Raw genomic sequence first — 21,142 nt, forward strand, 5'->3', positions numbered from 1 at the left:
TCCTCCGCATGCGAAGGACTTTTTTCTGATCGTTGTGCTAAAATTATTTAGCAGCAGCAGTGTCAGCAGCAGCAGTGTCAGCAGCAGCAGAATCAGCTGGAGCAGCAGCAGCAGCAGAATCAACAGCAACAGTGTCAGCAGAAGCTTCTGCTTTCTTCTCACCACAAGATGCTAAAGTTACCATTGCAGCAACGAAAGCTAGAGCGAATACTTTTTTCATTTCTTATTTTGTTTAAGGTTTGAGTCACAAATCTACGGCATTATTTTATAAGTACAAATAAATGCAAAATAATTTTTAAGATTTTTTTAAGGAATGGCTAAATTTTTTGGAAAATGTGCCGTAATGGCCTGTATTCGGCTTAGAATTCCTTAAGAATTGACCCCTTAAATTTGGGCTAAATTAGATTAGTCCTATTTTAACAGATCTTTGAAGCGATCGTAAAAGCCGCTGGACTTGAATGTGAAGGTCTTGTGCAAGATGTAGTTCGACACAAAACTATAGCCCATCCCATGAATCGTAGTCCCGATTTGGGTGATATTGATCTTTTTTACCGAATAAGGTATGTGAAAAAAGAAATCTGGGTAGCGCGCGTGGATAAAATCGTAGGGGATGGTGCTGAATAACCAGGTGATGATCCCGGAGAAGCTAGCGACCAGGACGTATTTGAACATTTCGCGTCTTGTCTGCTTGCTTTGGCGGGCATTAAAGGCGAAGAGTTTGGTTAAGAAGAACCCTACCACTAAGGCAATGAAATAAGCTGGAAGTATCGAATCTTCGTAGGATACGCGAAACCAATCTTTAATTAAACCTCCGGCTAAGAGTTGAACGCAAGCCCCTAATCCAGCCACAATAAAATAGGCGAATAAGTCTTTCTGATTAAAGAGGGCTGCTTTCTTGTCGCTCAAAGGCCTAGGTTAAAAAAGGTTTTTTACGATGCTTGGATAAACGCCTAATAACAAGGTACCTAACGTACAAGCCCACATCGCGAACTTCACTAAGCCTGGCAATTCAATGCGTTCGATATCTCCTTCTTTGAAGTAGATTGCAATGATTCCTTTGAAATAGTAGTAAACTCCGACCGCAGACATTACAATGGCTAAGATCACTGGATAGTAGACATGGCGATTAAAGATGTCTGAGAAGACGAAGAATTTACCCCAAAAACCCGCTGTCAACGGAATACCCGCTAAAGACAACATCGCAATGGTGAAACAGAAAGCTAAGCCTGGATTTTGCTTCGCTAAACCTTCGAAAGAGCTGATGTTCTCAGGCTTCTCGGTGCGCCCTGTTTGGTACTCAGCCACTAACATCACTACACCGAAAGCTACAATAGTCGCTAGGGTATAGGATAAAGAATAGTACAAAATGGTCGACGGCGTAGTCACCTGTTTTGCACTCACCGTTAACAACATATAACCCGCATGGGAAATACTTGAATAAGCTAACATGCGCTTTAATGACTGCTGGTAAACCGCCGTAATGTTACCCACTAGAAGCGTTAACATGCTGATGTAGTAGATCGGGTAAACCCACGTTCCGTACATGGATCCGAAAGGACCATTTAATAATTGATACAGAGCCGCGAAACTAGCTGCCTTCACCACGGTCGACATGAACATGGTAAAGATGGTAGGAGCTCCTTCATATACGTCTGGTGTCCAGAAGTGGAATGGAGCGGCCGAAATCTTGAATAAGAAACCCACTAAGATTAATAATACACCGATCGAAAGGAAGATAGGCGTAGATTCTGGTGGCGTATTCGCAATCACCTGGGCGATGTTTGCTAGGTAGAAGGAACGAGTCGCTCCGTACACTAAAGTAATCCCGAATAACAAGATACCCGTTGCGAAAGACCCCATTAAGAAGTATTTCAAAGCGGCCTCGTTTGAACGCAAATTACGTTTATCGGATCCCGTTAACACGTACATCGCAACGGATAGAATCTCTAATCCGACGAAGAACATGATTAAGTGATCGAAGGAAACCATTAAAATGGCCCCTACAACGGAGAACAATAAGATGGCGTAGTATTCTGCTGGATGAGTATGTTCTTCATCGATGCCAAAGCCTTTCGAGAAACTCACCACCATAAAGGCCGCTAATTGAATGATTAAGCTAAAGCTAATGGATGTGTTCGTCGTGTGGAACATGTGTCCGTACCACAACATTTCGTGATTCCAGTCCAATGCCGTTAAGGCCATGCTGCCCACTAAAAACAAAAGTGTCGCTGCCTGTATGGTTTTTCTAGAAAGCCAAAAGCCCAAGAATAAATTTAAAATACCTAGAAGTGATAATGCAATGATAGCCGTCATAATGCTTTTTAATACTATTTTATTTGAACCATTGGATTAATTGCTGAACCGCTGGCTCACTAAAACCTAAAACTGTCGATGGGAAAATTCCACCTAATATAACTAAGGCACTTAGGGGAATTAATACCGCTTTCTCAGCACCCGTTAAGTCTGCAAAGTCAGAGGTGATACGAGATACATTCCCGAACATGGATTTCTGAATCAAACGCAAGGTATACACCGCACCTAAGATGATCGTGATACCGGCGATAATTCCGAGTGTTAGATTTTGGTCAAACACACTCTTCAATAACAAGAACTCCCCGATGAAACCATTCGTCAATGGTAAAGCAACGGATCCTAAACTTAAGATCACGAAAGTCACTGTTAATGGATAAGAGAATTGTGTGATACCGCCTAATTGTGCAATTTCTCTCGACTTCGTTCTGCGTTCGATAATTTCGATCACGAAGAACAAGCCGACGATGTTGATACCGTGGGATAACATTTGGTATAATGCACCCTGAATACCTTCGATGCTACCGGATAAAATACCTGCTGACATCAAGCCTACGTGAGCGAAAGAAGAATAAGCTAATAAGCGTTTTGCATCTTTTTGTTGAATGGCGATAATCGATCCATAGATTACTCCGATCACCGAAAGGACTGAAGCTGTCAAACCCCACGTTGCTACACCTACTGGGAACATCGGTAATACTAAACGAATCACTCCGTAAGTACCCATCTTTAACATGATACCTGATAATAACATGGTGCCTTGTGCAGGAGCAACGGTATAGGTATCTGGTTGCCAGGTATGGAAAGGGAAGACTGGCATCTTAATGGCGAAAGCCAAGAAGAAAGCAGCGAATAAAAAACCTTGCTGATCTGCGCTAAGTCCTTTGGCCGTTTGATACAACACATCCATGTCCGCTGAGTGGAACTCACCTGGCGTTTGTAAGTACACAAATACCAAGGCAATTAAGAAGAATAAAGACCCGAATAAGGTATAAACGAAGAACTTAAACGTGATTGCATTCTTGTTTTCACCGCCATAAATAGCTGCAAGGAAGTAAATCGGCAATAAAGACGCTTCGAAAAAGAAGTAGAATAAGAACGCATCTTTCGCTAAAAAGGCACCCATTAGGGCTGTTTGCATCGCTAGCATTAAGCCTTGGAATTGTGAATTATTCGCACGATCCGTGTTTGCCGTAGTTGCTACGATGAAGGGAACTAATAAAGCACAAAGTCCGATTAGTACTCCACTGATTCCATCTACATATAAAGAGAAGGACAAACCTGCTTCCGCTACCCAAGGGGCAGAGAAAGAAACGGGGCTCAAACTTGCTTCTTGTAATACGAAAGCGGTTGCAGCTAATTCAATGAGGGAGGCCGCTAGGGAAATGGCAAACGCATTTTTTGGCTTGAAGATCAACAAAGCTGATCCAATCAAAAGCGGGAATAAAAGTATAAATAGTAGATACATAGCTATGTGGCGATCGAAGGATTAATGAAGGATCGTACTTTTTAAACTAACAAATAAGATAACAACGATGGCCGCAACCATGCAGAATAAGTAGATGCCTACGTTACCGGTTTGGGCTCTGCGGAACTCACTCGACGCATATTTCACGAATCGACCTAAGCCCTCTACGAACAAGTCGATCACTAAGAAGTCGATTACTTGGAAGAAGAAATTAGACAAGAACGAGATCGGCTTCACAAACAAGGTATCGTACAATTCGTCGATATAGAATTTGTTGTAAATCACTTTTTGGATACCAGATACTTCGGCATCTTCTGCTGGAACCGATTTCTGCATTCCGAATACGTAAATGGCTAAGAACGCTGGCAAGAAAGCCGCTAAAAGTGGAGCGCCACCTTCTAAACTCAAGAAGTTTACTTCCCCTGCTTCGCCTGTTTCTGGCAATAATGGGGCTAACCAATGGGCTAGGAATTCATTCCCTCCTGCGAAATGCGGCAGGTTAATTAATCCGCCACCTACAGAGAATACCGCTAAAATAATTAAGGGCAAAGTCATCGTGATAGGTGACTCGTGTAAGTGATGCGCTTGTTTTTCTGTTCCTCTGAACTCTCCGTAGAAAGTTAAGATAAACACACGGAACATGTAGAACGAAGTTAAGGCAGAACCCAAAATCGCTAAACCCCACATGATCGGATCATGGTGGTAAAGGCTCGCTAAAATTTCGTCTTTCGAGAAGAAACCGGCAAATGGAGGAATACCTGCAATCGCGATCGTACCTAACATAAAGGTGATGAACGTGATAGGCATCTTTGATTTCAACCCACCCATGCGGCGAATATCTTGTTCGTCAGACATCGCGTGAATGACCGAACCAGCTCCTAAGAATAACAAGGCCTTAAAGAAGGCGTGTGTCATTACGTGGAAGAATGAAGCGGTATAAGCTGATGCGCCTAAACCCATGAACATGTAGCCTAATTGGGATACCGTAGAATAGGCAAGGACTTTCTTGATGTCGTTTTGGAATAAACCGATTGCAGCGCCCAATAAGGCTGTCGCTAAACCGATCCAACCTACGAAGTGCAATACTTCTGGGCTTAATTCGAATAAGGCATTGGCACGAATCACCATGTAAATACCAGCTGTCACCATCGTCGCTGCGTGAATCAAGGCAGATACTGGAGTAGGACCTGCCATCGCGTCTGGCAGCCAAGTAAACAAAGGAATCTGTGCTGATTTACCCATCGCGCCGATGAATAAACAGAATGCGATGATGCTTAAGTCTGTTGTATAATCACCGCTTTGAATCGCTGCAAAAATCGTGTTGTAATCTGTCGTCCCAAAATCCTGGATCAACAAGAAGATACCCACCAAGAAACCTAAGTCACCAATACGGTTCATAATGAAGGCCTTGCGAGCCGCATCTCCGTACGAATTTTTTTGGTTCCAGAATCCAATTAATAAGTATGAACATAATCCTACGCCTTCCCAACCGATGAATAACACGGTGAAGTTTGCCCCTAATACTAGGATTAACATGAAGAACACGAACAGGTTCAAAAAGGCAAAAAACTTGCCAAAACCCGCATCATGCGACATGTAACCGATTGAATAGATATGAATTAAAGTTCCAACCCCTGTAATTACAAGAAGCATTAAAATCGATAATTGGTCGATTTGGAAGGCAAAAGGAATCTTTAAATCACCCACGTTAATCCAATCCGCGATGGGCAAAATTTGCGCCTGTCCATCGAAATTCAAGAATAACTGAAGCGATAGTGCGAAAGCTACCAAGGGAGGAATTGTTCCAATGATGCCCGCGATTTGCTTCGGCAATTTAGGGTGCGCTAAACCATTAATAGCAAATCCTAATAAGGGTAATAGTGGAATAAGGAATAGTAAAGACATATTAATTTGGCGGAATGGGTTCGCTGAATTAGTTTTTTAACTTGTTGAGAACACCGATGTCGATGCTTTGAATATTGCGGTAAATCATCACGATAATAGCTAAACCTACAGCTACTTCAGCTGCGGCCACGGCCATGATGAAGAACACGAAGATTTGACCCGCAGGATCAGAATAATACGATGAAAAAGCAGCTAACAACAAGTTAACGGCATTTAACATTAATTCGATCGCCATGAATACGATGATCGCGTTTCTGCGAGTTAATACGCCCAAAATACCTATACAAAACAAAGCAGAGCTTAAAATAATGTAATGCGTTAATGGAATCGTACGAATAATTTCAGGTATTGATTGCATAGTCTTAAATAATTACCAAGGCTTCAGGCAAAAGCCCGTCCAAAAAATGCATTTATGCGAGGCAAAAATACGAAAATATCTGATAGCCTCGACATCAAAAATGCCTTAACGCTGAAAACCTTGCAATTTTATTTCGGTTAGTTTTCGCTTCGTGTCCATCGGGAAATCACCCTTCATCATCCAGTCGTAATAAGAGGGGTCAGACTTCAAAACCTCAAGAACTGGTTTGCCTATATGTTTGCCAAAATTAAAGCAAGGCACGCGGTCCTTATTATAGGCCATGCGGTTCGCATAGTCAATTGAATTAGAGGCGCTTAGCTCATGTAATTTATCCATGTCGTTTTGGATCGGGAAGACTTCCTTACCATCCGCATCCTTAATGGACTTATTCGCGTAGTGTTTTACTTGGGCATTTAATACCTCAAGCGTGGCTAATACATCCGCCTCTGCTCCGTGGGCTCCGATTAATTCTTTGCCACAATAAAATTGGTAAGCAGCAGTCAAGTTGCGTGGCTCCATTAAGTGGAAAATGCGTTGAGCATCCACCAATTTTCTGTTTTTCATGTCGAAATCTACCTCAGCGCGAAGCATTTCCTCTACTAACATGGGCACATCGAAACGATTGGAATTAAATCCAGCTAGGTCGCAACCATCTAAAAAAGCGGATAAAGAGCGAGCTACCATGCGAAAAGTAGGCTCATCTTTCACGTCCTCATCATAAATCCCGTGAACTAAAGATGCCTCGAGTGGAATCGGGATACCCGGGTTCACGCGACGCGTTTTCACCTCCACGGTTCCGTCTAGATTGGCTTTGGCAATCGAAATTTCCACAATGCGATCGCGGTTAATTTGAATGCCGGTCGTCTCTAAATCGAAAAACGCTAGAGGTCTCTTTAGTTGTAATTGATGTTCCATGGGATTTTTTAAAATGGGCCAAAGCAAAGATAAGTTATTATTACCTTTGTCAAATGAATTTTCAACCGAAAGCGCTTTTTTTTGACTGGGATCATACCCTGTGGGATCATGATTTGAATGCCCGAGAAGTATTACTGGATTTAGCGCTTGAATACGAGCTAGACATCGAGCCAAAGAGCTACTGGGCGACCTTCGAAAAAATCAATAACGGTTTATGGGACCAATACGCCGCAGGTGAGATTTCACAATCAGAATTACGCGAGATTCGCTTTGTTCGCTTTTTTGAGGAGGTCGGCATCCAGGGGCCTGCGCAGGAATTCGGGGATAAATACCTCGAACGTGCACCACGGAAGACGAATTTGATGCCGGGTGCTTTTGAGCTGATTCATGATTTAGCCGAGCATTTTCCCCTGTACATTTTAACAAATGGCTTCGATGATATTCAATATGTGAAAATTGAAGGAGCTGGTATGCGCTCTTTTTTCAAAGAAATAATCACCTCGCAGCAGGTGGGGACGAAGAAACCGAATCCGCAATTTTTCCATTATGCGTTAACCCGTGCTGGAATTCAAGCCGAGGAGGCCTTGATGATCGGGGATCACGTGGAGGCGGATGTGCGTGGTGCTTTGCAGGTGGGTATTCCGGCGATTCACTATAATCCTTTTTCAATGGAAACGGATTTACCTCACGAAATACAGCACTTGGATGAGCTGAGGGCTTTACTCAAAAATCGATAATTGATTATCGCTCGATTTACGATCAAAAATCTTCTTATCTCGAATGAATTTTTTGTTCTCTTCAAGGAACAAAATGAATTGCTCGATTTGTTCATATTGCACACTGAAATCGATGTTATTCACATCGTAAGATTCGACATAGACTTGCTTGAAATCGGTGATAACGTAGTCTAGTCGCTGAATTCCGTATTTTTGAAGACCTAACAGGTAGAGGTTTTGGTGGTTAGTCAAAAAGCGATTCGGCTCATAATAGGCCGTGCTTTTTAAGTCAAACGCCACCGTATCACCCACGCCATCTACGTAACCATAAATCTGGGCGTTTTTGTAGCGGGCTTCTACGTAAAATTGGGTTTTGTATTTAGCCGGCAATAAGTCGCGGGCTTGATCGATGATTCCTTCCGCGAATGCCTCTTCATTTTCACCTAAAGTCACCGCTCGCTCAAAATCAATCCCCTTTTGCTGCGCATTCGTCGTCGGTTTTTTAACCCGATTAATGCGGTCAATCAACTCGATTTCATCCACAATAATCTTGCCATTCGAATCGCGTGATTGATTCGCATAGAGATGAAAGGAATTTAAAAGCGTGGGATATAAGCGGTAAATCATGCTGCAATTTATTGAATTTGAAGGCGAGTCACAATTTCATCTTCGATTAAATGCGATTTTGTGATCTCTGCCACATCTTCCACTTGTACATTGCCATAGAAAACGCCTTCTGGGTAAACGACCATCGTAGGGCCTTTTCCACAGAAATCAAGGCAGCCTGATTTTTGGACGCGGATTTTAGCGGTTCCTCCTTGCGCGGCATAACTCGCACGGAAAGCATCGACTAATTCCATTCCGTGAGCAGAACCACAGCATTTTTTAGGGGCATCTTTGTCGTTAGCGCAGATAAATACGTGTTTTTCGAAGTGCATAGTTTTAGCTATTTAAAAGTAATACGATAGGACAATGGTCCGAATGCTTCACCTCTGGCAGGATAGAGGCATGTTGAATTTTAGAGGCCAAAGGCTCAGAAACCATCTGGTAATCAATTCGCCAGCCCAAGTTTTTGCCTCTTGCTCCGGCGCGGTAAGACCACCAGCTGTAGTGGTGCGGTTCTTCATTCACCGCCCGGAAAGAATCTACGAATCCACGATTCACAAATCCATCCATCCATTCGCGTTCCTCGGGTAAGAAACCAGAGCTGTTCGCGTTGCCTTTAGGGTTATGAATATCGATGGCTTTATGGCAAATATTGTAATCGCCAGCGATGATTAAATTGGGGAATTCAATCTTAAGGTCGTTAATGTAATTTTGAAAATCGCCTAACCATTCCATCTTGAAGGCTTGGCGTTCATCTCCGCTTGAACCTGATGGCATATAGACAGACATCACGGAAAATCCGTCATAATCCGCACGCAAAACGCGGCCTTCTGCATCGTATTTATCGATACCGCAACCTACGGACACGTTATTTGGCCTAATCTTACTGAAAATAGCCACACCTGAGTAGCCTTTCTTTTGAGCAGAATGCCAATAGACTTCATAGCCCAAAGCAAAGATTTCAGACAAGTCCACTTGCTCGACTTCTGCCTTCAATTCTTGAATACACAGGATGTCCGGATTTTCCTCTTGTAGCCAAGTGGTAAAACCTTTCGTGATGGCGGCACGGATGCCGTTAACGTTATAACTAATGATCTTCATTCGGAAATACCTCGGTTTTGAAATAGTGAATGACGTGTGCTTTTAATAGCAGTTCTTGCTCTTTTAGCGGAAGTGAAGGGATAGCTTGCACATTTTTCCAATGTGGCCAACCTTCTTCATCTAAACCTTCTAGTTCGTAAAAATCACTGTAGCTCAGCACTTTACACGTGGCAATGTGCAGGAGATCCTGTTTCTGTTCTTTGGTAAAATGCGCGTGACCCTGCCCTAATTCCTGAACGCCTATCATCAACAAGATGGGCTCCATTTCAGATGGTCGCTTGCCAAACGTGTTTTCGAAAAAATCGAGAATCAGCTCCCATTCTTCAATAACAACGGCGGGCTCAAATTCCATATAGCTTGTGATTTAAATGAGGCGCAAATTAGGGACAAAAAATGATAATTTGCGGTAGATGTAGTAATTTTGGAAACCAATAACCAAAAAATTAGTTTATAAAATGCATTCGATTGCAGAACCACGTGCCTTTCATACCCTTCGAACGAATAAACGAACCTTTAAAAAAATGAAATCCTTCTCCATTCCCTCTTTATTTAAGAGTAACGTGATAGGTCAAATCAAGGAATCTCGTCGGGTTCAAGATAAATTAAAAAAGGATTTTACACCTACGCACTTGGATTTTGGTCCCGTAGAGGTGTTGCTTTCGAGGCACTTTGGATTTTGTTATGGAGTGGAAAATGCCGTAGAAACGGCGTACCATATTATTGATCAAAACCCAGATCGCCGCATTTTCTTATTGTCTGAGATGATTCACAATCCGGCCGTCAATGCGGATTTAGCGGACCGAGGTGTACGTTTTATTCAAGATACTTATGGAAATCAGTTAGTGCCCTGGGAGGAGTTGAGCTCAAATGACATTGTGATTGTACCGGCTTTTGGGACCACTTTAGAGACACAGGCGATTCTGCAGTCGCGCGGAATCGATCCCTATGCTTATGATACGACCTGTCCTTTTGTGGAAAAGGTGTGGAATAGAGCAGAAGCAATCGGCAAAAAGGATTATACCGTGATCGTGCATGGGAAACCAAGTCACGAAGAGACGAAGGCTACGTTTTCGCATTCACAAGCGGTGACGCCTACGCTGATTTTAAAAAATATCAATCAAGCCGTTGCTTTAGCGGCCTATATCAAACAGGAAAAAACGTCGGAGGAATTCTTTGCGGAATTTGAAGGGCAATTTTCAGTGGGTTTTGATCCGATGAAGGATTTGAAGCGTATTGGTGTCGTTAATCAAACGACCATGCTCGCAACTGATACGCAAGAAATTGTGGATTATTTGCGTCAGGTGATCCGCTTGCACTACCAAGTGGCTCCAGAAAATATCAAGGATTATTTTGCAGACACGCGCGATACACTTTGTTATGCTACGAACGATAACCAAAGTGCAACCTACGGTTTATTAGCCGAGGAGGCTGATTTTGCGATTGTCGCTGGCGGTTATAATTCTTCGAACACGGCTCACTTAGTTGACTTGTGTGTGGCGAAATTACCGACCTATTTTATCAAGAATGCAGAGAAGTTGATTTCAGCAGAAGAGGTTTTGCATTTTGATAATGTGGCCAAAGAAGAGCTCATAGCCACCTCCTACATTCCTTCTAAAGAAAAAACTCGTGTACTATTGACCTGTGGAGCCTCTTGTCCAGATGCGGTGATGGAAGAAATTTTGCGAAAATTAGTGTCCTTTTTCCCAGGTTCAAAGGACGTGGATGAGGTCGTTAATACGATTCTACAATCTTCTTAACAGCAGGCAAATAGCCTTCCCCGAAAAGATTCACATGTACTAATAATGGGTACAGATTATACAGCGGAATTCGCTCGTGGAATCCTTTTTGGATAGGGAAATTCGCATTATACGCTTCGTAAAATGCTTCCTCAAATCCCCCAAACATGGTTGTAAAAGCAATTTCTGCCTCTCTCAATCCATAATAACAGGCCGGATCGACTAAGGTAATTTGTCCCGCGGGATTTGTCATCGCATTGCCTGACCAAAGATCTCCATGGATCAAGGCAGACGATTCATTCGGTAAAAGCGAAGGTAATTTTTCGAATAAGACTTCTAATTTTTCCTCTAAAGCGCCCTCTATTTTACGGTCATAAACCGCCTGCGTTAATTGCTTGCGCAATCTATTTTCTGTAAAAAAAGCGACACCATCGGTGTTCCAAGTGTTGATTTGAGCGGCAGAACCTAGGTAATTAGTATAGTCCAAACCATGCCCTTTTGGACTCGTGTTTCGATGTAATCGCGCTAGTTTCTCCCCAAAATCCACCCAGTAATTCGCCGCCTTCTCTCCCGACGGAATGCATTCCATCATCAAGTATTCCTTCTCCTCCATCGAACCCACGCCGATAACGCTAGGGACCGAAATGGTAGATGTGCTCCCGACTAAATGTAGATTTTTTGCTTCCGCTTCGAATAAACCTTGGTGATCACCTTGGTTCCATTTAATGAAATACTCGTCCCCTGACTGCAATTTTACGCGTACCGCTAAATTGAAATTACCCCCATAAAAGAATTCCAAGTCCTTCACTTCGGTGTTTTCTCCTAAGTGATGCTGGATAATTTTATCAATAAACTGGTATTGTGCTTGCGTTTCGGTGGACATAAATCAAAATTACGATTTTCTTTTATAAAGCGGAACCGTGCTGCAAGGTTCTCCATAAAACAAGCTCTTCGCCACCGGCTGCAATAATTGCGTGATTTTTAGGTAGGCATCCGTGGGAACGGATTCTTTCGAGCAACCTTTGATGACGATTTTGGCATCTTGAAAATCAGCTGGATTTACCTTTGCTAAAGCCTGATCAAATAAAAGTTTTTCCAAGTCTGCTAAATCCCCGAAAACAAGCGTCTTTGCAAAAGGAGTCAATTGGACCCCTAGCAGCATATAAGCCCAGGTTGGAATAATCGCATCTTCGCTACAACCCACTGCTACGTGTTTGCCAGTATAAATGGACCAATCCTGCGACGCGATAAATTCTCGAAAATCTTTTTCTCTTAGGGCAATTCCCTGGAATAACTGATCCTTGATATCGATAAAAACTCGCTCCCCAGGAATGCGCAAATCCTCTAGGTCGATTTGCGTTAATCCGCTTTGGTTCACCCGATTGATGATTTCTTCTGCCATATTACAGCGATTTTAAGGTCGGTTTAGTGCCCATGTATTCCTTTAAATAATCGGGCTCTTTGGTAACGAGGTTTTCGAATTTTTCGTTCAAAAAGGCCTCATAAGCTAATTTACCCATGTATTGAGCCTCCGGACACAAAGGTTCTTCAACAAAAGTGATGGCGGTATGAGCGCAAGTTTCCTTCCATTTTGCAGATCCATTTCCGAATGCAAGTAGAGGCTTGAATTCCTGAAAAGAACCAGAGTTTAAAATATGGGCTTCTTGAGAAGATACTTCGTGTAGATCAGCGGTGTACACTGCGGCATAAACTTCCATTCTTCTCGCATCTAAAAGCGGTAAAAGTAATTTTTCAGCAGGTGCCTGAATAGCAGCAGCTAAGACCTGCAGAGTAGGTAAACAAATCAAGGGTTTATCTAACGCAAAACAGATTCCTTTTGCGGTCGCTAAACCAATGCGTAAACCAGTGTAGGAACCGGGGCCATTTGAAACAGCAACAGCTGAAAGATCTGCCAGCGCGAAACCCGCGGTTTTCATCACCTTTTCAATCAAAAGCGTGAGCGCTTTCGAGTGTGAGCCCTCCTCAGAAACCAATTCCTGGCTGATCAATTGCCCTTTATCGTGTAAGGCAACGGAGCAATTTTGGGTCGACGTATCTAAACTTAGGATCAGACTCATGTTAATTTTTAATTAATTCTAGGCTTTTCAAAAGGGTAGGGTCATGTTCAAACGACCATTCATTGATTCCCTTTTTATAATAATACTGATGTACGATTTCTTGTTCTAAAAGACCTTCGATGACCTTTTTATTTCCTTGTAACTCACGCGCCACGGAGGAATCCCATTCTGGTTTTAATCGGTCTAGCTCTTTCGTTAAATTCGCGTATAAAATATCTTTCGAAGTCTCTTTTAATACATCGCGCATCTGTTTTTCCAAAGGGCTTTCGTAGTGAAACTTGCTCGCCTTCACCCATTGAACAAACGCTTCGTATTCCGTATCGTTTAAGTGAAAATTAGCGGCAGGGGCAATTTTAGCCTGCTTTAGTTTATATAAACGCGCATATTGGAAGAAAATCCGCTCTTTTAATAACTGCTGAATCAGGCTATTCGCTTGCGGTCTTCCCACCAACACATCGGGCTCAATTCCTCCTCCCGCATTTACCTTGCGACCTTTACGGGTTTTGAATTCTTGCTTAACAGTATCTTTATTTTCTGAATAGTCGATGGCCTGTATGCAACGCCCACTCGGGATGTAGTATTTCGCAGTCGTGATTTTGATCTTAGCTCGGTACGGTAAGTCGCGGGTCACTTGCACTAGGCCTTTGCCAAAACTCCGTTGCCCTACAATCGTCGCCCGATCATAATCCTGCAAAACGCCTGCTACAATTTCGGCAGCTGAAGCCGAGTTTTGGTTGATTAAAACCACTATCGGAAGTGAATTGTCCCAGCTCGGATTTAAGGCTTTATAGGTTGCGTTCCACTCTTTCAATTTCCCGCGTGTACTCACGATGGGTGTTTCCTTATCTAAAAACAAGTTACAGATATCCACCGCTTGGGTTAATAAGCCACCCGGATTGTTTCGTAAGTCTAAAATCAATTGCTTCATCCCGTCTTTCTTCAATTGAAGCAAGGCGGCTTTCATTTCTTTCGTAGCGGATTGATTGAATTCTTCTAGTTCGATATAGCCGATTCCTGGGCGAATGATGCCGGAATAGCCTACGTTTTTGATTTGTACGGTGGACCTCTGCACCGTCAAGCTGAGCTTCTCCTCCCCACGTGAAATTTCTGCGGTTAGTTTACTGTCTTTCGGGCCTTTGATTAATTGACCAGGATCTGAATCTTCTGTAATTTTTACCCCATTAATGGAGAGTAATTGATCCCCTATTTGTAGTCCTGCTTGCAATGCGGGGCTGTTTTCGTCTACATAGGTGATGTAATAGCCTTTGTCCACCCAAGAGGCCCGGATGCCGATGCCCTCGTATTTGCCGGTGGTCAGGGTGTTGAATTCGTCCAAATCCTCTTCGGGATAATACACCGTATAGGGATCTAACTGATCCAGCATGCCATCGATGGAGTTTTTGACCACCTTGTTCGGGTCGATGGGGTCGACGTAGAATTGATTTAATTCTTTGATGACGCTGGCGTAAATGTCTAGGTTTTTGGCAAGATCAAACAACTGGTCCGCCCGGCTAAAAGCCCACAAGCCCATACCCAAAACCACGAAAAGACTTAGTCTAATTAGCTGTTTCATTCGGCTGGGTGAATTTATCAAAGATGGCGGCCATTTTCTTGTGGATTTTGTCAGAAGGTTCGATGGTGGAACCAATATAGACAAAAGCCAACACATCTGGAAGTTTCAACTTGCCCTCCACTTGAAAATGAGGTTTGTTCAGGCGGTAGGCCTCGCGGATGCGACGCTTGAGCGTATTTCGGTCCACGGCTTTGCTGAAGCGACGTTTGGGAACCGAAATCAAAATCTGTGGTTGCTCGAGTCCGGGCTCAAAGGTATTCTCCCGGATGTATAAAACACGAAAAGGATAGACAAATCGCTCTTCAACGATTCGACTATCCTTCTCGAATAAGGAATCAATAATCTTACTATGCGTTAGACGCTCCGATTTAGAAAATGTAAATTTCAAAGCAGGAATACTAAGTGTACAACAATAGCAAACCAGAAATCTTCTTTTCTAAGATCTATGGCTTATTTGCCTCTTTTTTCGTCTGAAACAGTCAACTTGTGACGTCCTTTAGCACGACGGTTTGTCAACACGCGACGACCGTTTGCCGTAGACATACGCTCACGGAAACCGTGTTTGTTTTTTCTCTTACGTACAGAGGGTTGAAAAGTTCTTTTCATTTCTTTATTTGTTAAAGCAGCCCATCATTTCGATTGGGGCTTGCAAAGGTAAAACAAAATATTTATTCATCAAGCTACGCTTGACCGGTCCTTAAACCTTGATTTCTACGTCTACTCCTGAAGGCAATTCTAACTTCATCAAAGCATCTACAGTTTTTGCAGAAGAAGAGAAGATGTCAATTAGACGCTTGTAAGTACATAATTGGAATTGCTCACGTGCTTTCTTGTTAACGTGTGGTGAACGTAAAACAGTGAATTTCTCAATTTTTGTTGGAAGTGGAATAGGGCCAGAAACAACTGCTCCTGTAGCTTTTACCGCTTTAACGATTTTCTCTGCTGATTTGTCTACCAATGAGTGGTCAAATGACTTCAGCTTAATGCGAATTTTTTGATTCATATAAGATGGTTCTTTAAATGATTAAGCAGCGAAAGAACCATTTACTCCGCTACTTAAATTAATTAGGACTGCAAAAGTACGGAATGTCTATTAATTATGCAAGCCTCAGAATTTTGTTTTTTGCAGAGCCCGCTGTTTCTCAGCTAAATAGCTCGCTTGCTGAGCTTGATATAAAGCCGGATCGAGTGATTTTAGTTGATCCATCGCCTCATCTGCATAGGATATTTCGCCCATTTTGAGCGCTTGAAAGGCATATATAGGATAATAGGCCGGATTCTGCTCGTTCCATTGCAGGGCAGCTAGACTATACTCATAGCCTGTTTTGGCAGGCACAAACGGTAGCCCCTCTCGCAGAACAGCTAATTGGAAAGGGTATTTTTCTAGTATTTGCAAGGCGTTCGCTTTAGTTACGGCTGGTGTTTTCGCAGGGTATGCTGTCGCATATTTCCAAAAGGCAAGAACACCCGTCATCCCCGAACTCTGTGTCGTGTCGGTGGCAATGGAAACATTGAGTTGATTCAAAGCCGCCAAAGGTTTCTCGTGATAAAATTCCTGCCAGGATTTTAATAGTTCTAGCTCTGGGAACATATCGCCCATCGTTTTTTGCCAATCGGCTAGCGGGAATCGAGGGGCTTTTCCTTTCCAATAAAACAAGCCATTATATAAGTAGACCAAATCACGCAAGTCGGCAGAAGGAACAAAAGAAGGATTCATCGGCGCCGTGGGAATGCCAGCTGCCAGTAAATTAGCTTGAGTGGCTAGATCTTCTGAGGGATCGAATTCGGGTTTTTGCTTGCGATAGACCACCTCGGCATATAAGTTGTTAGCTTTAAAGAGCGGGTTTTCGGGTTTAAGGCTGGCTGCCTTTTCGTAAAAATAGGCGGCAGAATCAGCCGTGGCTAGCCGTTCGTATTGTAGCGCTAATTGGGTTAAAATTCGGGGATCCGTTAAATCGCTCTTTTGTAGGGTGAACAAAGCATCAAAAGGACGGTTTTCTGTGGCAAATACATTCGCAAGCGCTACGGAGAGTGCGGGGTCACGACGATTGCTTTGGCTGGCGGCTACATAATAGGCAAAGGTTTCCGTGTCGCCTGCTTGTTGTGCTAAGGCAGCTAAACTTAAATTGCTCTTCGTGTTTATGCGGCTATGAAGTGTGGCATTCTTATAGTGGATTTCTGCCATCTGATGGTCATCTAATAAGGCAGATATGTCGCCGGCGTAATTCTCTTTAGCGGCCATTCCCTGGTGATAGGCGCCTGAATTGAAGGCGAAAACGGCACCCACACTCAAAATGACAACGCCTATTTGAATTAAATGCAGGGGCAGAAGAGCTGCCTTGTGAATGACTTTGTGGATGGGGAGGTTTTGGGCCATCAGCGGGCCAAAATTCCGGAGAATAAATAAGGGGAACAGCAAAGCCATGATCACCTGGTTAATCATATTCCAGCTTTCGATGGCTAAAACGCCAGGGCTGTTGCTGTGCCACAAAATAGGGGCAAGGCATGAAAGTGAAAGTAAGCCGAGACCGAGCAGGGTTTTGTTGTCTTTGTTTTGGTAAAGATAGAGCCCCATAGCTACCATCGCCCATAAAAATGCAGGGATAGCGGTGCGGATGCCCACATCGAATCGCTGATTAGCGAAGGTCAAGACTAAATTTACTCCCCAAAACAAACCCAAAATCGTGCGATTCCGCTTCGAGCTCAAGCGATCAGCTCCGTGCGAGACGCCTAGTAGAAAAGAAGGTATTGCGGCGGCACTCAACACCGAAAGACCTGCAAAAGCGAGCAGACTTAGGCTGAAAATTTGACTACTTATAATTTGTGTTAGAGAAACAAGGGAGGCGTCAGACAGAGAAAAAGCGACGATTCCTAGCCAAAGTGTGGCTCCTAACAGGGCTTGCCAAGCGGGTAAAATCGAAAACAATAAGACGGCTAAACCCATCAGCGCCACGATGATTCCTAGTATTTCAGGAGTAGAATCGAGGGGGATTGCCTGTATTTGGAAGTTTTGGCGAATAAAATAAACCGTTGAATGTAGGTCCTGGCCAGCTCGCGTGTCCACTACTTTTTGATAAGGCATCATTTCGGCCACCTCCACCCAATCAAAAAGGGCCACTCCACCATAAATCCACAAGCCTGTGGCGCCTAAAACCAAGGCGATACAGGTATAAAAGAGGGAGTTTTTAAGTGATGGGCGAGTCATGCTCCTATTTTGGTCAAAAAAATGAATTCCTAAATTTCACACAAACTACGATTCATTCAAAGAAATTGCCTGATTTTGGCAAAAAATAGTTGAAAAATACTAATTTCTATTTTGGTAAATTCGAATTAAGAGGCTAATTTTGCAGTCCGAATGTTAGTATCATTCGTAAACAAAACACAATCTTAGTTTTTTAGCTAACAAATTAAAATTCAAATGGCAAACGCAGTTAATAAAGGAAAAGTTGCGCAAGTAATTGGACCCGTTGTCGATGTGAGCTTCGAAGGAGAAGGATCACATTTACCAGCGATCTTGAATGCTCTTTCAGTAACGAAATCAAATGGTCAAACGCTTGTTCTTGAAGTGCAGCAGCACTTAGGAGAGGATCGCGTTAGAACGATTGCGATGGAAGGAACGGAAGGTCTTCAACGTGGACAAGAGGTAATCGATAAAGGTACTCCGATGACGATGCCGACAGGTGAGGGTATTAAAGGTCGTTTGTTCAACGTAGTAGGAGATGCCATTGATGGTATCGCTCAACCTAAGTCAGACAAAGGATTGCCGATTCACCGTGCTGCGCCTAAATTTGATGAATTAGCGACTACAACTGAGGTTTTATTCACAGGGATTAAGGTTATCGACTTATTAGCACCTTACGTAAAGGGTGGTAAGATTGGTTTATTCGGTGGTGCCGGTGTAGGTAAAACCGTATTGATCATGGAGTTGATTAATAATATTGCCAAAGCATACGAAGGTCTTTCTGTATTCGCAGGTGTAGGTGAGCGTACTCGTGAGGGTAACGACTTATTACGTGAGATGATCGAATCAGGCGTTATCAAGTATGGTGAGGAATTTAAGCACGCGATGGAAGCGGGTGAGTGGGATCTAACGAAAGTTGATAACACAGAACTAGCGAAATCACAAGCTACTTTAGTGTTCGGTCAAATGAACGAGCCTCCTGGAGCCCGTGCTCGTGTGGCTTTATCAGGATTAACAGTAGCGGAACACTTCCGTGATGGTGATGGCGAAGGTCAAGGCCGTGACATCTTATTCTTTATCGATAACATCTTCCGTTTTACACAAGCGGGTTCTGAGGTGTCTGCCCTTTTAGGTCGTATGCCATCTGCGGTAGGTTACCAACCAACCTTAGCAACAGAAATGGGTGCCATGCAAGAGCGTATCACGTCGACGAAGCGTGGTTCAATTACATCGGTACAAGCGGTTTACGTACCTGCCGATGACTTAACGGATCCAGCTCCAGCAACCACGTTTGCCCACTTAGATGCAACAACTGTATTATCTCGTAAGATTGCAGAATTAGGTATCTACCCAGCGGTGGATCCATTAGATTCATCCTCTCGTATCTTGTCTGCGGAAGTATTAGGTGATTCTCACTACAATACGGCGCAACGTGTGAAGGAGATTTTACAACGTTACAAAGAATTACAAGATATCATCGCGATCTTAGGTCTAGATGAATTATCTGAAGAAGATAAATTAGTCGTTTCTCGCGCACGCCGTGTACAACGTTTCTTGTCACAACCTTTCTTCGTGGCAGAACAATTTACAGGCTTAAAAGGCGTTCTAGTAGATATCAACGATACGATCAAAGGTTTCAACGCGATCATCGATGGTGGATACGATCACCTTCCGGAAGCTGCTTTCAACTTAGTAGGTACTATTGAGGATGCGGTAGTGAAAGGAGAGAAATTATTAGCTGAGGCTGCTAAATAAAGAAAATTATGTTTGTAGAAATTATTACACCGGATCGTAAAGTTTTCTCTGCAGAAGCATCTGTAGTGACTTTGCCTGGCGTTAATGGTTCCTTCCAAATTTTAAATGACCACGCAGCGATCGTTTCTACTTTAGCTAAAGGAGAATTATCAGCTGATAAAGAGGTCTTCCAAATCGAAGGAGGAGTTGTTGAAGTTTTGAATAATCGAGTACTTGTTTTAGCCGAAGGCGTTAACTAACATTCTCATGAAAAAACTTGCCCTATTCTTATTTGCTACGGTCCTTTTAAGCTCCTGCTCTGAAAAGGCTTTCTTAACAGGATCTATTTTAGCAACGGTGAAGGAAAATAATATTCCTTTACAGAAGATTCAGTTCTATAATGATAATGGCTTGATTTTAGAAAGAGAGATGAGCTCAACTGATGCAAATGTGAAAGCAGGAGCATTAGTATTCAAAAATGGCAAATCCATTAACCGCGTTAGTTTAGAGAAACAAACTCCAGGCGCCTTGTTAAAGGAAGAAGGAGATAAGTTGTATGTCTCGTTTGACAATCCGGCGAAGGAGTCGAATAGCTTGATCTTTGCGCCTGTATTAGGGGAACGCGGAGAGTATTTCTATCAATTAGTAGATGAAACTGGGAATTCTTCGATCTCTCGTTTGAATTTTGAGGGGAGTAAATACCTAGTCTACAATGAGAAATACGAAGGTTTGACGAAGTCGGTGACGAAAACACCTCGTGTTCGTTTAATGATTATGAAATCATCTTTAAGCGGATTGAAAGTGAATTCGAAACGAATGAAAGGTAATCGAGTGCAATAAGTTTTTGTTTTTATAGGTTTTTGAAAATAGGATGCTTGCATCCTATTTTTTTTTGCTTCATTTTTGCCCAAAGGTATGCCAGCATATCTGTTTGCATCCAATGATCAACTTATGAAAGCAGAAGAAACGATTGATTTCCATATAAAGACCGGCTGGTATGCCATTAGCCGCATGTACAACACGTATTCGGCGCAGTTTGATATGACGATGGCAATCGGCTATGTTTTATTGCATATCGATAAGGATGGAACCCCTGCGACGAAGATTGCACCGGCGCTAGGTTTGGAGGCGCGGTCTTTGACCCGTATGTTGAAAACTTTAGAAGACAAGAAGTGGATCGAGCGTTCTGCAAACTACGAGGATAAACGAGTGGTGAAGATCTTTTTAACGGAGATCGGAAAGAAGAAGCGAGATCAAGCGCGCAAGGGGGTAATCGCCTTTAATAAGTTGATTTACGACCGGGTAGAGCCCGAAAAAATGGCTGTTTTCTTCGATGTCATGGCAACCGTTAACCAAGTTTTAGGCGAGGACGTAGGAGAAATTTTAAAAACAATCTAGAAAAAAATACATTTCGGGATACGGATATAACAAGAGATCCTTATTTTTGCTCGATAATTAAAC

General features: G+C 42.9%; 25 protein-coding genes. 6 read left to right on the forward strand and 19 right to left on the reverse strand.

The window, feature by feature from the left end:
* Positions 1-43 precede the first annotated feature (43 nt).
* From V7S74_RS07860 to V7S74_RS07890, 7 genes are all read right to left on the reverse strand, one after another.
* A complete protein-coding gene (locus V7S74_RS07860) occupies positions 44-220 on the reverse strand; it encodes a hypothetical protein (RefSeq protein WP_161566409.1) in 177 nt (58 codons plus the stop codon).
* Positions 221-411: 191 nt separating this feature from the next.
* Entirely contained in the window at positions 412-906 is a 495-nt protein-coding gene (locus V7S74_RS07865) for a GtrA family protein (RefSeq protein ID WP_406778215.1), read from the reverse strand.
* Positions 907-915: 9 nt separating this feature from the next.
* Entirely contained in the window at positions 916-2,313 is a 1,398-nt protein-coding gene (locus tag V7S74_RS07870; RefSeq protein WP_406778216.1) for an NADH-quinone oxidoreductase subunit N, read from the reverse strand.
* A gap of 19 nt (positions 2,314-2,332) precedes the next feature.
* A complete protein-coding gene (locus tag V7S74_RS07875) occupies positions 2,333-3,778 on the reverse strand; it encodes a complex I subunit 4 family protein (RefSeq protein ID WP_406778217.1) in 1,446 nt (481 codons plus the stop codon).
* A gap of 21 nt (positions 3,779-3,799) precedes the next feature.
* Positions 3,800-5,683, reverse strand: coding sequence for an NADH-quinone oxidoreductase subunit L (gene nuoL, locus V7S74_RS07880; protein WP_406778218.1), 1,884 nt, complete (start codon positions 5,681-5,683; stop codon positions 3,800-3,802).
* Positions 5,684-5,711: 28 nt separating this feature from the next.
* Positions 5,712-6,041 (reverse strand): NADH-quinone oxidoreductase subunit NuoK, encoded by a 330-nt coding sequence (gene nuoK, locus V7S74_RS07885; RefSeq protein WP_406778219.1) that lies wholly within the window; start codon positions 6,039-6,041, stop codon positions 5,712-5,714.
* A gap of 105 nt (positions 6,042-6,146) precedes the next feature.
* Positions 6,147-6,956 (reverse strand): exonuclease domain-containing protein, encoded by an 810-nt coding sequence (locus V7S74_RS07890; protein WP_406778220.1) that lies wholly within the window; start codon positions 6,954-6,956, stop codon positions 6,147-6,149.
* Between the two features lie 53 nt (positions 6,957-7,009).
* Here V7S74_RS07890 and V7S74_RS07895 point away from each other — a divergent pair, with 53 nt between their 5' ends.
* Positions 7,010-7,693: a YjjG family noncanonical pyrimidine nucleotidase gene (locus tag V7S74_RS07895; RefSeq protein WP_406778221.1), complete on the forward strand. Its 684-nt coding sequence runs from the start codon at positions 7,010-7,012 to the stop codon at positions 7,691-7,693.
* Here the strand turns inward: V7S74_RS07895 and V7S74_RS07900 are convergent.
* The 4 genes from V7S74_RS07900 to V7S74_RS07915 are packed head-to-tail and all read right to left on the reverse strand — an operon-like array spanning position 7,676 to position 9,731.
* Positions 7,676-8,299 (reverse strand): hypothetical protein, encoded by a 624-nt coding sequence (locus V7S74_RS07900; RefSeq protein ID WP_406778222.1) that lies wholly within the window; start codon positions 8,297-8,299, stop codon positions 7,676-7,678. The two genes, V7S74_RS07895 and V7S74_RS07900, sit on opposite strands and share 18 nt — an antisense overlap.
* 8 nt (positions 8,300-8,307) lie before the next feature.
* Positions 8,308-8,610, reverse strand: a complete 303-nt coding sequence (locus V7S74_RS07905; protein ID WP_406778223.1) for a (2Fe-2S) ferredoxin domain-containing protein — start codon at positions 8,608-8,610, stop codon at positions 8,308-8,310.
* A gap of 4 nt (positions 8,611-8,614) precedes the next feature.
* Positions 8,615-9,379, reverse strand: coding sequence for an exodeoxyribonuclease III (locus V7S74_RS07910; RefSeq protein WP_406778224.1), 765 nt, complete (start codon positions 9,377-9,379; stop codon positions 8,615-8,617).
* A complete protein-coding gene (locus V7S74_RS07915; RefSeq protein ID WP_406778225.1) occupies positions 9,366-9,731 on the reverse strand; it encodes a hypothetical protein in 366 nt (121 codons plus the stop codon). The genes V7S74_RS07910 and V7S74_RS07915 overlap by 14 nt, the downstream gene beginning before the upstream one ends.
* 103 nt (positions 9,732-9,834) lie before the next feature.
* Between V7S74_RS07915 and V7S74_RS07920 the strand changes: the two genes are divergently transcribed.
* Entirely contained in the window at positions 9,835-11,136 is a 1,302-nt protein-coding gene (locus V7S74_RS07920; RefSeq protein WP_406778226.1) for a 4-hydroxy-3-methylbut-2-enyl diphosphate reductase, read from the forward strand.
* On the opposite strand, the gene V7S74_RS07925 is transcribed toward V7S74_RS07920, so the two are convergent.
* The 8 genes from V7S74_RS07925 to V7S74_RS07960 all read right to left on the reverse strand — a co-directional run bounded on the left by V7S74_RS07925 (position 11,111) and on the right by V7S74_RS07960 (position 17,971).
* Positions 11,111-11,998, reverse strand: coding sequence for a fructosamine kinase family protein (locus V7S74_RS07925; RefSeq protein WP_406778227.1), 888 nt, complete (start codon positions 11,996-11,998; stop codon positions 11,111-11,113). The two genes, V7S74_RS07920 and V7S74_RS07925, sit on opposite strands and share 26 nt — an antisense overlap.
* Positions 11,999-12,007: 9 nt before the next feature.
* Positions 12,008-12,517, reverse strand: coding sequence for a DUF2480 family protein (locus V7S74_RS07930; RefSeq protein WP_406778228.1), 510 nt, complete (start codon positions 12,515-12,517; stop codon positions 12,008-12,010).
* Between the two features lies 1 nt (position 12,518).
* Complete coding sequence (gene tsaB, locus V7S74_RS07935) at positions 12,519-13,193, reverse strand: tRNA (adenosine(37)-N6)-threonylcarbamoyltransferase complex dimerization subunit type 1 TsaB (RefSeq protein ID WP_406778229.1); 675 nt, start codon at positions 13,191-13,193, stop codon at positions 12,519-12,521.
* A 1-nt stretch (position 13,194) separates the two neighbouring features.
* Positions 13,195-14,766, reverse strand: a complete 1,572-nt coding sequence (locus tag V7S74_RS07940; RefSeq protein ID WP_406778230.1) for a S41 family peptidase — start codon at positions 14,764-14,766, stop codon at positions 13,195-13,197.
* Positions 14,750-15,154 (reverse strand): ribonuclease P protein component, encoded by a 405-nt coding sequence (locus tag V7S74_RS07945; RefSeq protein WP_406778231.1) that lies wholly within the window; start codon positions 15,152-15,154, stop codon positions 14,750-14,752. Before V7S74_RS07945 ends, V7S74_RS07940 begins: the two co-directional genes overlap by 17 nt.
* 62 nt (positions 15,155-15,216) lie before the next feature.
* The gene (rpmH, locus tag V7S74_RS07950; RefSeq protein ID WP_130895343.1) at positions 15,217-15,372 is read right to left on the reverse strand and encodes a 50S ribosomal protein L34; all 156 of its coding nucleotides are present in this window, start codon (positions 15,370-15,372) and stop codon (positions 15,217-15,219) included.
* Positions 15,373-15,463: 91 nt separating this feature from the next.
* Positions 15,464-15,769, reverse strand: a complete 306-nt coding sequence (gene rpsJ / locus V7S74_RS07955; protein WP_130895342.1) for a 30S ribosomal protein S10 — start codon at positions 15,767-15,769, stop codon at positions 15,464-15,466.
* A 105-nt stretch (positions 15,770-15,874) separates the two neighbouring features.
* Entirely contained in the window at positions 15,875-17,971 is a 2,097-nt protein-coding gene (locus V7S74_RS07960) for a tetratricopeptide repeat protein (RefSeq protein WP_406778232.1), read from the reverse strand.
* A 213-nt stretch (positions 17,972-18,184) separates the two neighbouring features.
* On the opposite strand from V7S74_RS07960, the gene atpD reads away from it, so the two are divergent.
* From atpD to V7S74_RS07980, 4 genes are all read left to right on the forward strand, one after another.
* Positions 18,185-19,702, forward strand: a complete 1,518-nt coding sequence (gene atpD, locus V7S74_RS07965) for a F0F1 ATP synthase subunit beta (RefSeq protein WP_406778233.1) — start codon at positions 18,185-18,187, stop codon at positions 19,700-19,702.
* A gap of 8 nt (positions 19,703-19,710) precedes the next feature.
* Positions 19,711-19,941: a F0F1 ATP synthase subunit delta/epsilon gene (locus V7S74_RS07970; RefSeq protein WP_406778234.1), complete on the forward strand. Its 231-nt coding sequence runs from the start codon at positions 19,711-19,713 to the stop codon at positions 19,939-19,941.
* A gap of 7 nt (positions 19,942-19,948) precedes the next feature.
* Positions 19,949-20,521 (forward strand): hypothetical protein, encoded by a 573-nt coding sequence (locus V7S74_RS07975; RefSeq protein ID WP_406778235.1) that lies wholly within the window; start codon positions 19,949-19,951, stop codon positions 20,519-20,521.
* Positions 20,522-20,632: 111 nt separating this feature from the next.
* Positions 20,633-21,079 carry a MarR family winged helix-turn-helix transcriptional regulator gene (locus V7S74_RS07980; RefSeq protein ID WP_406778236.1) on the forward strand — a complete coding sequence of 149 codons (447 nt, stop codon included), beginning with the start codon at positions 20,633-20,635 and terminating at the stop codon, positions 21,077-21,079.
* Positions 21,080-21,142: the final 63 nt, after the last annotated feature.

Source organism: Aquirufa novilacunae (genome assembly GCF_045310505.1).
GTDB classification, from domain to species: Bacteria; Bacteroidota; Bacteroidia; order Cytophagales; family Spirosomataceae; genus Aquirufa; species Aquirufa novilacunae.

Excerpts from the sequence above, each read along its gene's own strand:
- V7S74_RS07860 (WP_161566409.1), bottom strand. The coding sequence starts at position 220 with ATGAAAAAAGTATTCGCTCTAGCTTTCGTTGCTGCAATGGTAACTTTA.
- V7S74_RS07870 (WP_406778216.1), bottom strand. The coding sequence starts at position 2,313 with ATGACGGCTATCATTGCATTATCACTTCTAGGTATTTTAAATTTATTC.
- V7S74_RS07875 (WP_406778217.1), bottom strand. The coding sequence starts at position 3,778 with ATGTATCTACTATTTATACTTTTATTCCCGCTTTTGATTGGATCAGCT.
- nuoL (WP_406778218.1), bottom strand. The coding sequence starts at position 5,683 with ATGTCTTTACTATTCCTTATTCCACTATTACCCTTATTAGGATTTGCT.
- nuoK (WP_406778219.1), bottom strand. The coding sequence starts at position 6,041 with ATGCAATCAATACCTGAAATTATTCGTACGATTCCATTAACGCATTAC.
- V7S74_RS07890 (WP_406778220.1), bottom strand. The coding sequence starts at position 6,956 with ATGGAACATCAATTACAACTAAAGAGACCTCTAGCGTTTTTCGATTTA.
- V7S74_RS07895 (WP_406778221.1), top strand. The coding sequence starts at position 7,010 with ATGAATTTTCAACCGAAAGCGCTTTTTTTTGACTGGGATCATACCCTG.
- V7S74_RS07900 (WP_406778222.1), bottom strand. The coding sequence starts at position 8,299 with ATGATTTACCGCTTATATCCCACGCTTTTAAATTCCTTTCATCTCTAT.
- V7S74_RS07905 (WP_406778223.1), bottom strand. The coding sequence starts at position 8,610 with ATGCACTTCGAAAAACACGTATTTATCTGCGCTAACGACAAAGATGCC.
- V7S74_RS07910 (WP_406778224.1), bottom strand. The coding sequence starts at position 9,379 with ATGAAGATCATTAGTTATAACGTTAACGGCATCCGTGCCGCCATCACG.
- V7S74_RS07915 (WP_406778225.1), bottom strand. The coding sequence starts at position 9,731 with ATGGAATTTGAGCCCGCCGTTGTTATTGAAGAATGGGAGCTGATTCTC.
- V7S74_RS07920 (WP_406778226.1), top strand. The coding sequence starts at position 9,835 with ATGCATTCGATTGCAGAACCACGTGCCTTTCATACCCTTCGAACGAAT.
- V7S74_RS07925 (WP_406778227.1), bottom strand. The coding sequence starts at position 11,998 with ATGTCCACCGAAACGCAAGCACAATACCAGTTTATTGATAAAATTATC.
- V7S74_RS07930 (WP_406778228.1), bottom strand. The coding sequence starts at position 12,517 with ATGGCAGAAGAAATCATCAATCGGGTGAACCAAAGCGGATTAACGCAA.
- tsaB (WP_406778229.1), bottom strand. The coding sequence starts at position 13,193 with ATGAGTCTGATCCTAAGTTTAGATACGTCGACCCAAAATTGCTCCGTT.
- V7S74_RS07940 (WP_406778230.1), bottom strand. The coding sequence starts at position 14,766 with ATGAAACAGCTAATTAGACTAAGTCTTTTCGTGGTTTTGGGTATGGGC.
- rpmH (WP_130895343.1), bottom strand. The coding sequence starts at position 15,372 with ATGAAAAGAACTTTTCAACCCTCTGTACGTAAGAGAAAAAACAAACAC.
- rpsJ (WP_130895342.1), bottom strand. The coding sequence starts at position 15,769 with ATGAATCAAAAAATTCGCATTAAGCTGAAGTCATTTGACCACTCATTG.
- V7S74_RS07960 (WP_406778232.1), bottom strand. The coding sequence starts at position 17,971 with ATGACTCGCCCATCACTTAAAAACTCCCTCTTTTATACCTGTATCGCC.
- atpD (WP_406778233.1), top strand. The coding sequence starts at position 18,185 with ATGGCAAACGCAGTTAATAAAGGAAAAGTTGCGCAAGTAATTGGACCC.
- V7S74_RS07970 (WP_406778234.1), top strand. The coding sequence starts at position 19,711 with ATGTTTGTAGAAATTATTACACCGGATCGTAAAGTTTTCTCTGCAGAA.
- V7S74_RS07975 (WP_406778235.1), top strand. The coding sequence starts at position 19,949 with ATGAAAAAACTTGCCCTATTCTTATTTGCTACGGTCCTTTTAAGCTCC.
- V7S74_RS07980 (WP_406778236.1), top strand. The coding sequence starts at position 20,633 with ATGAAAGCAGAAGAAACGATTGATTTCCATATAAAGACCGGCTGGTAT.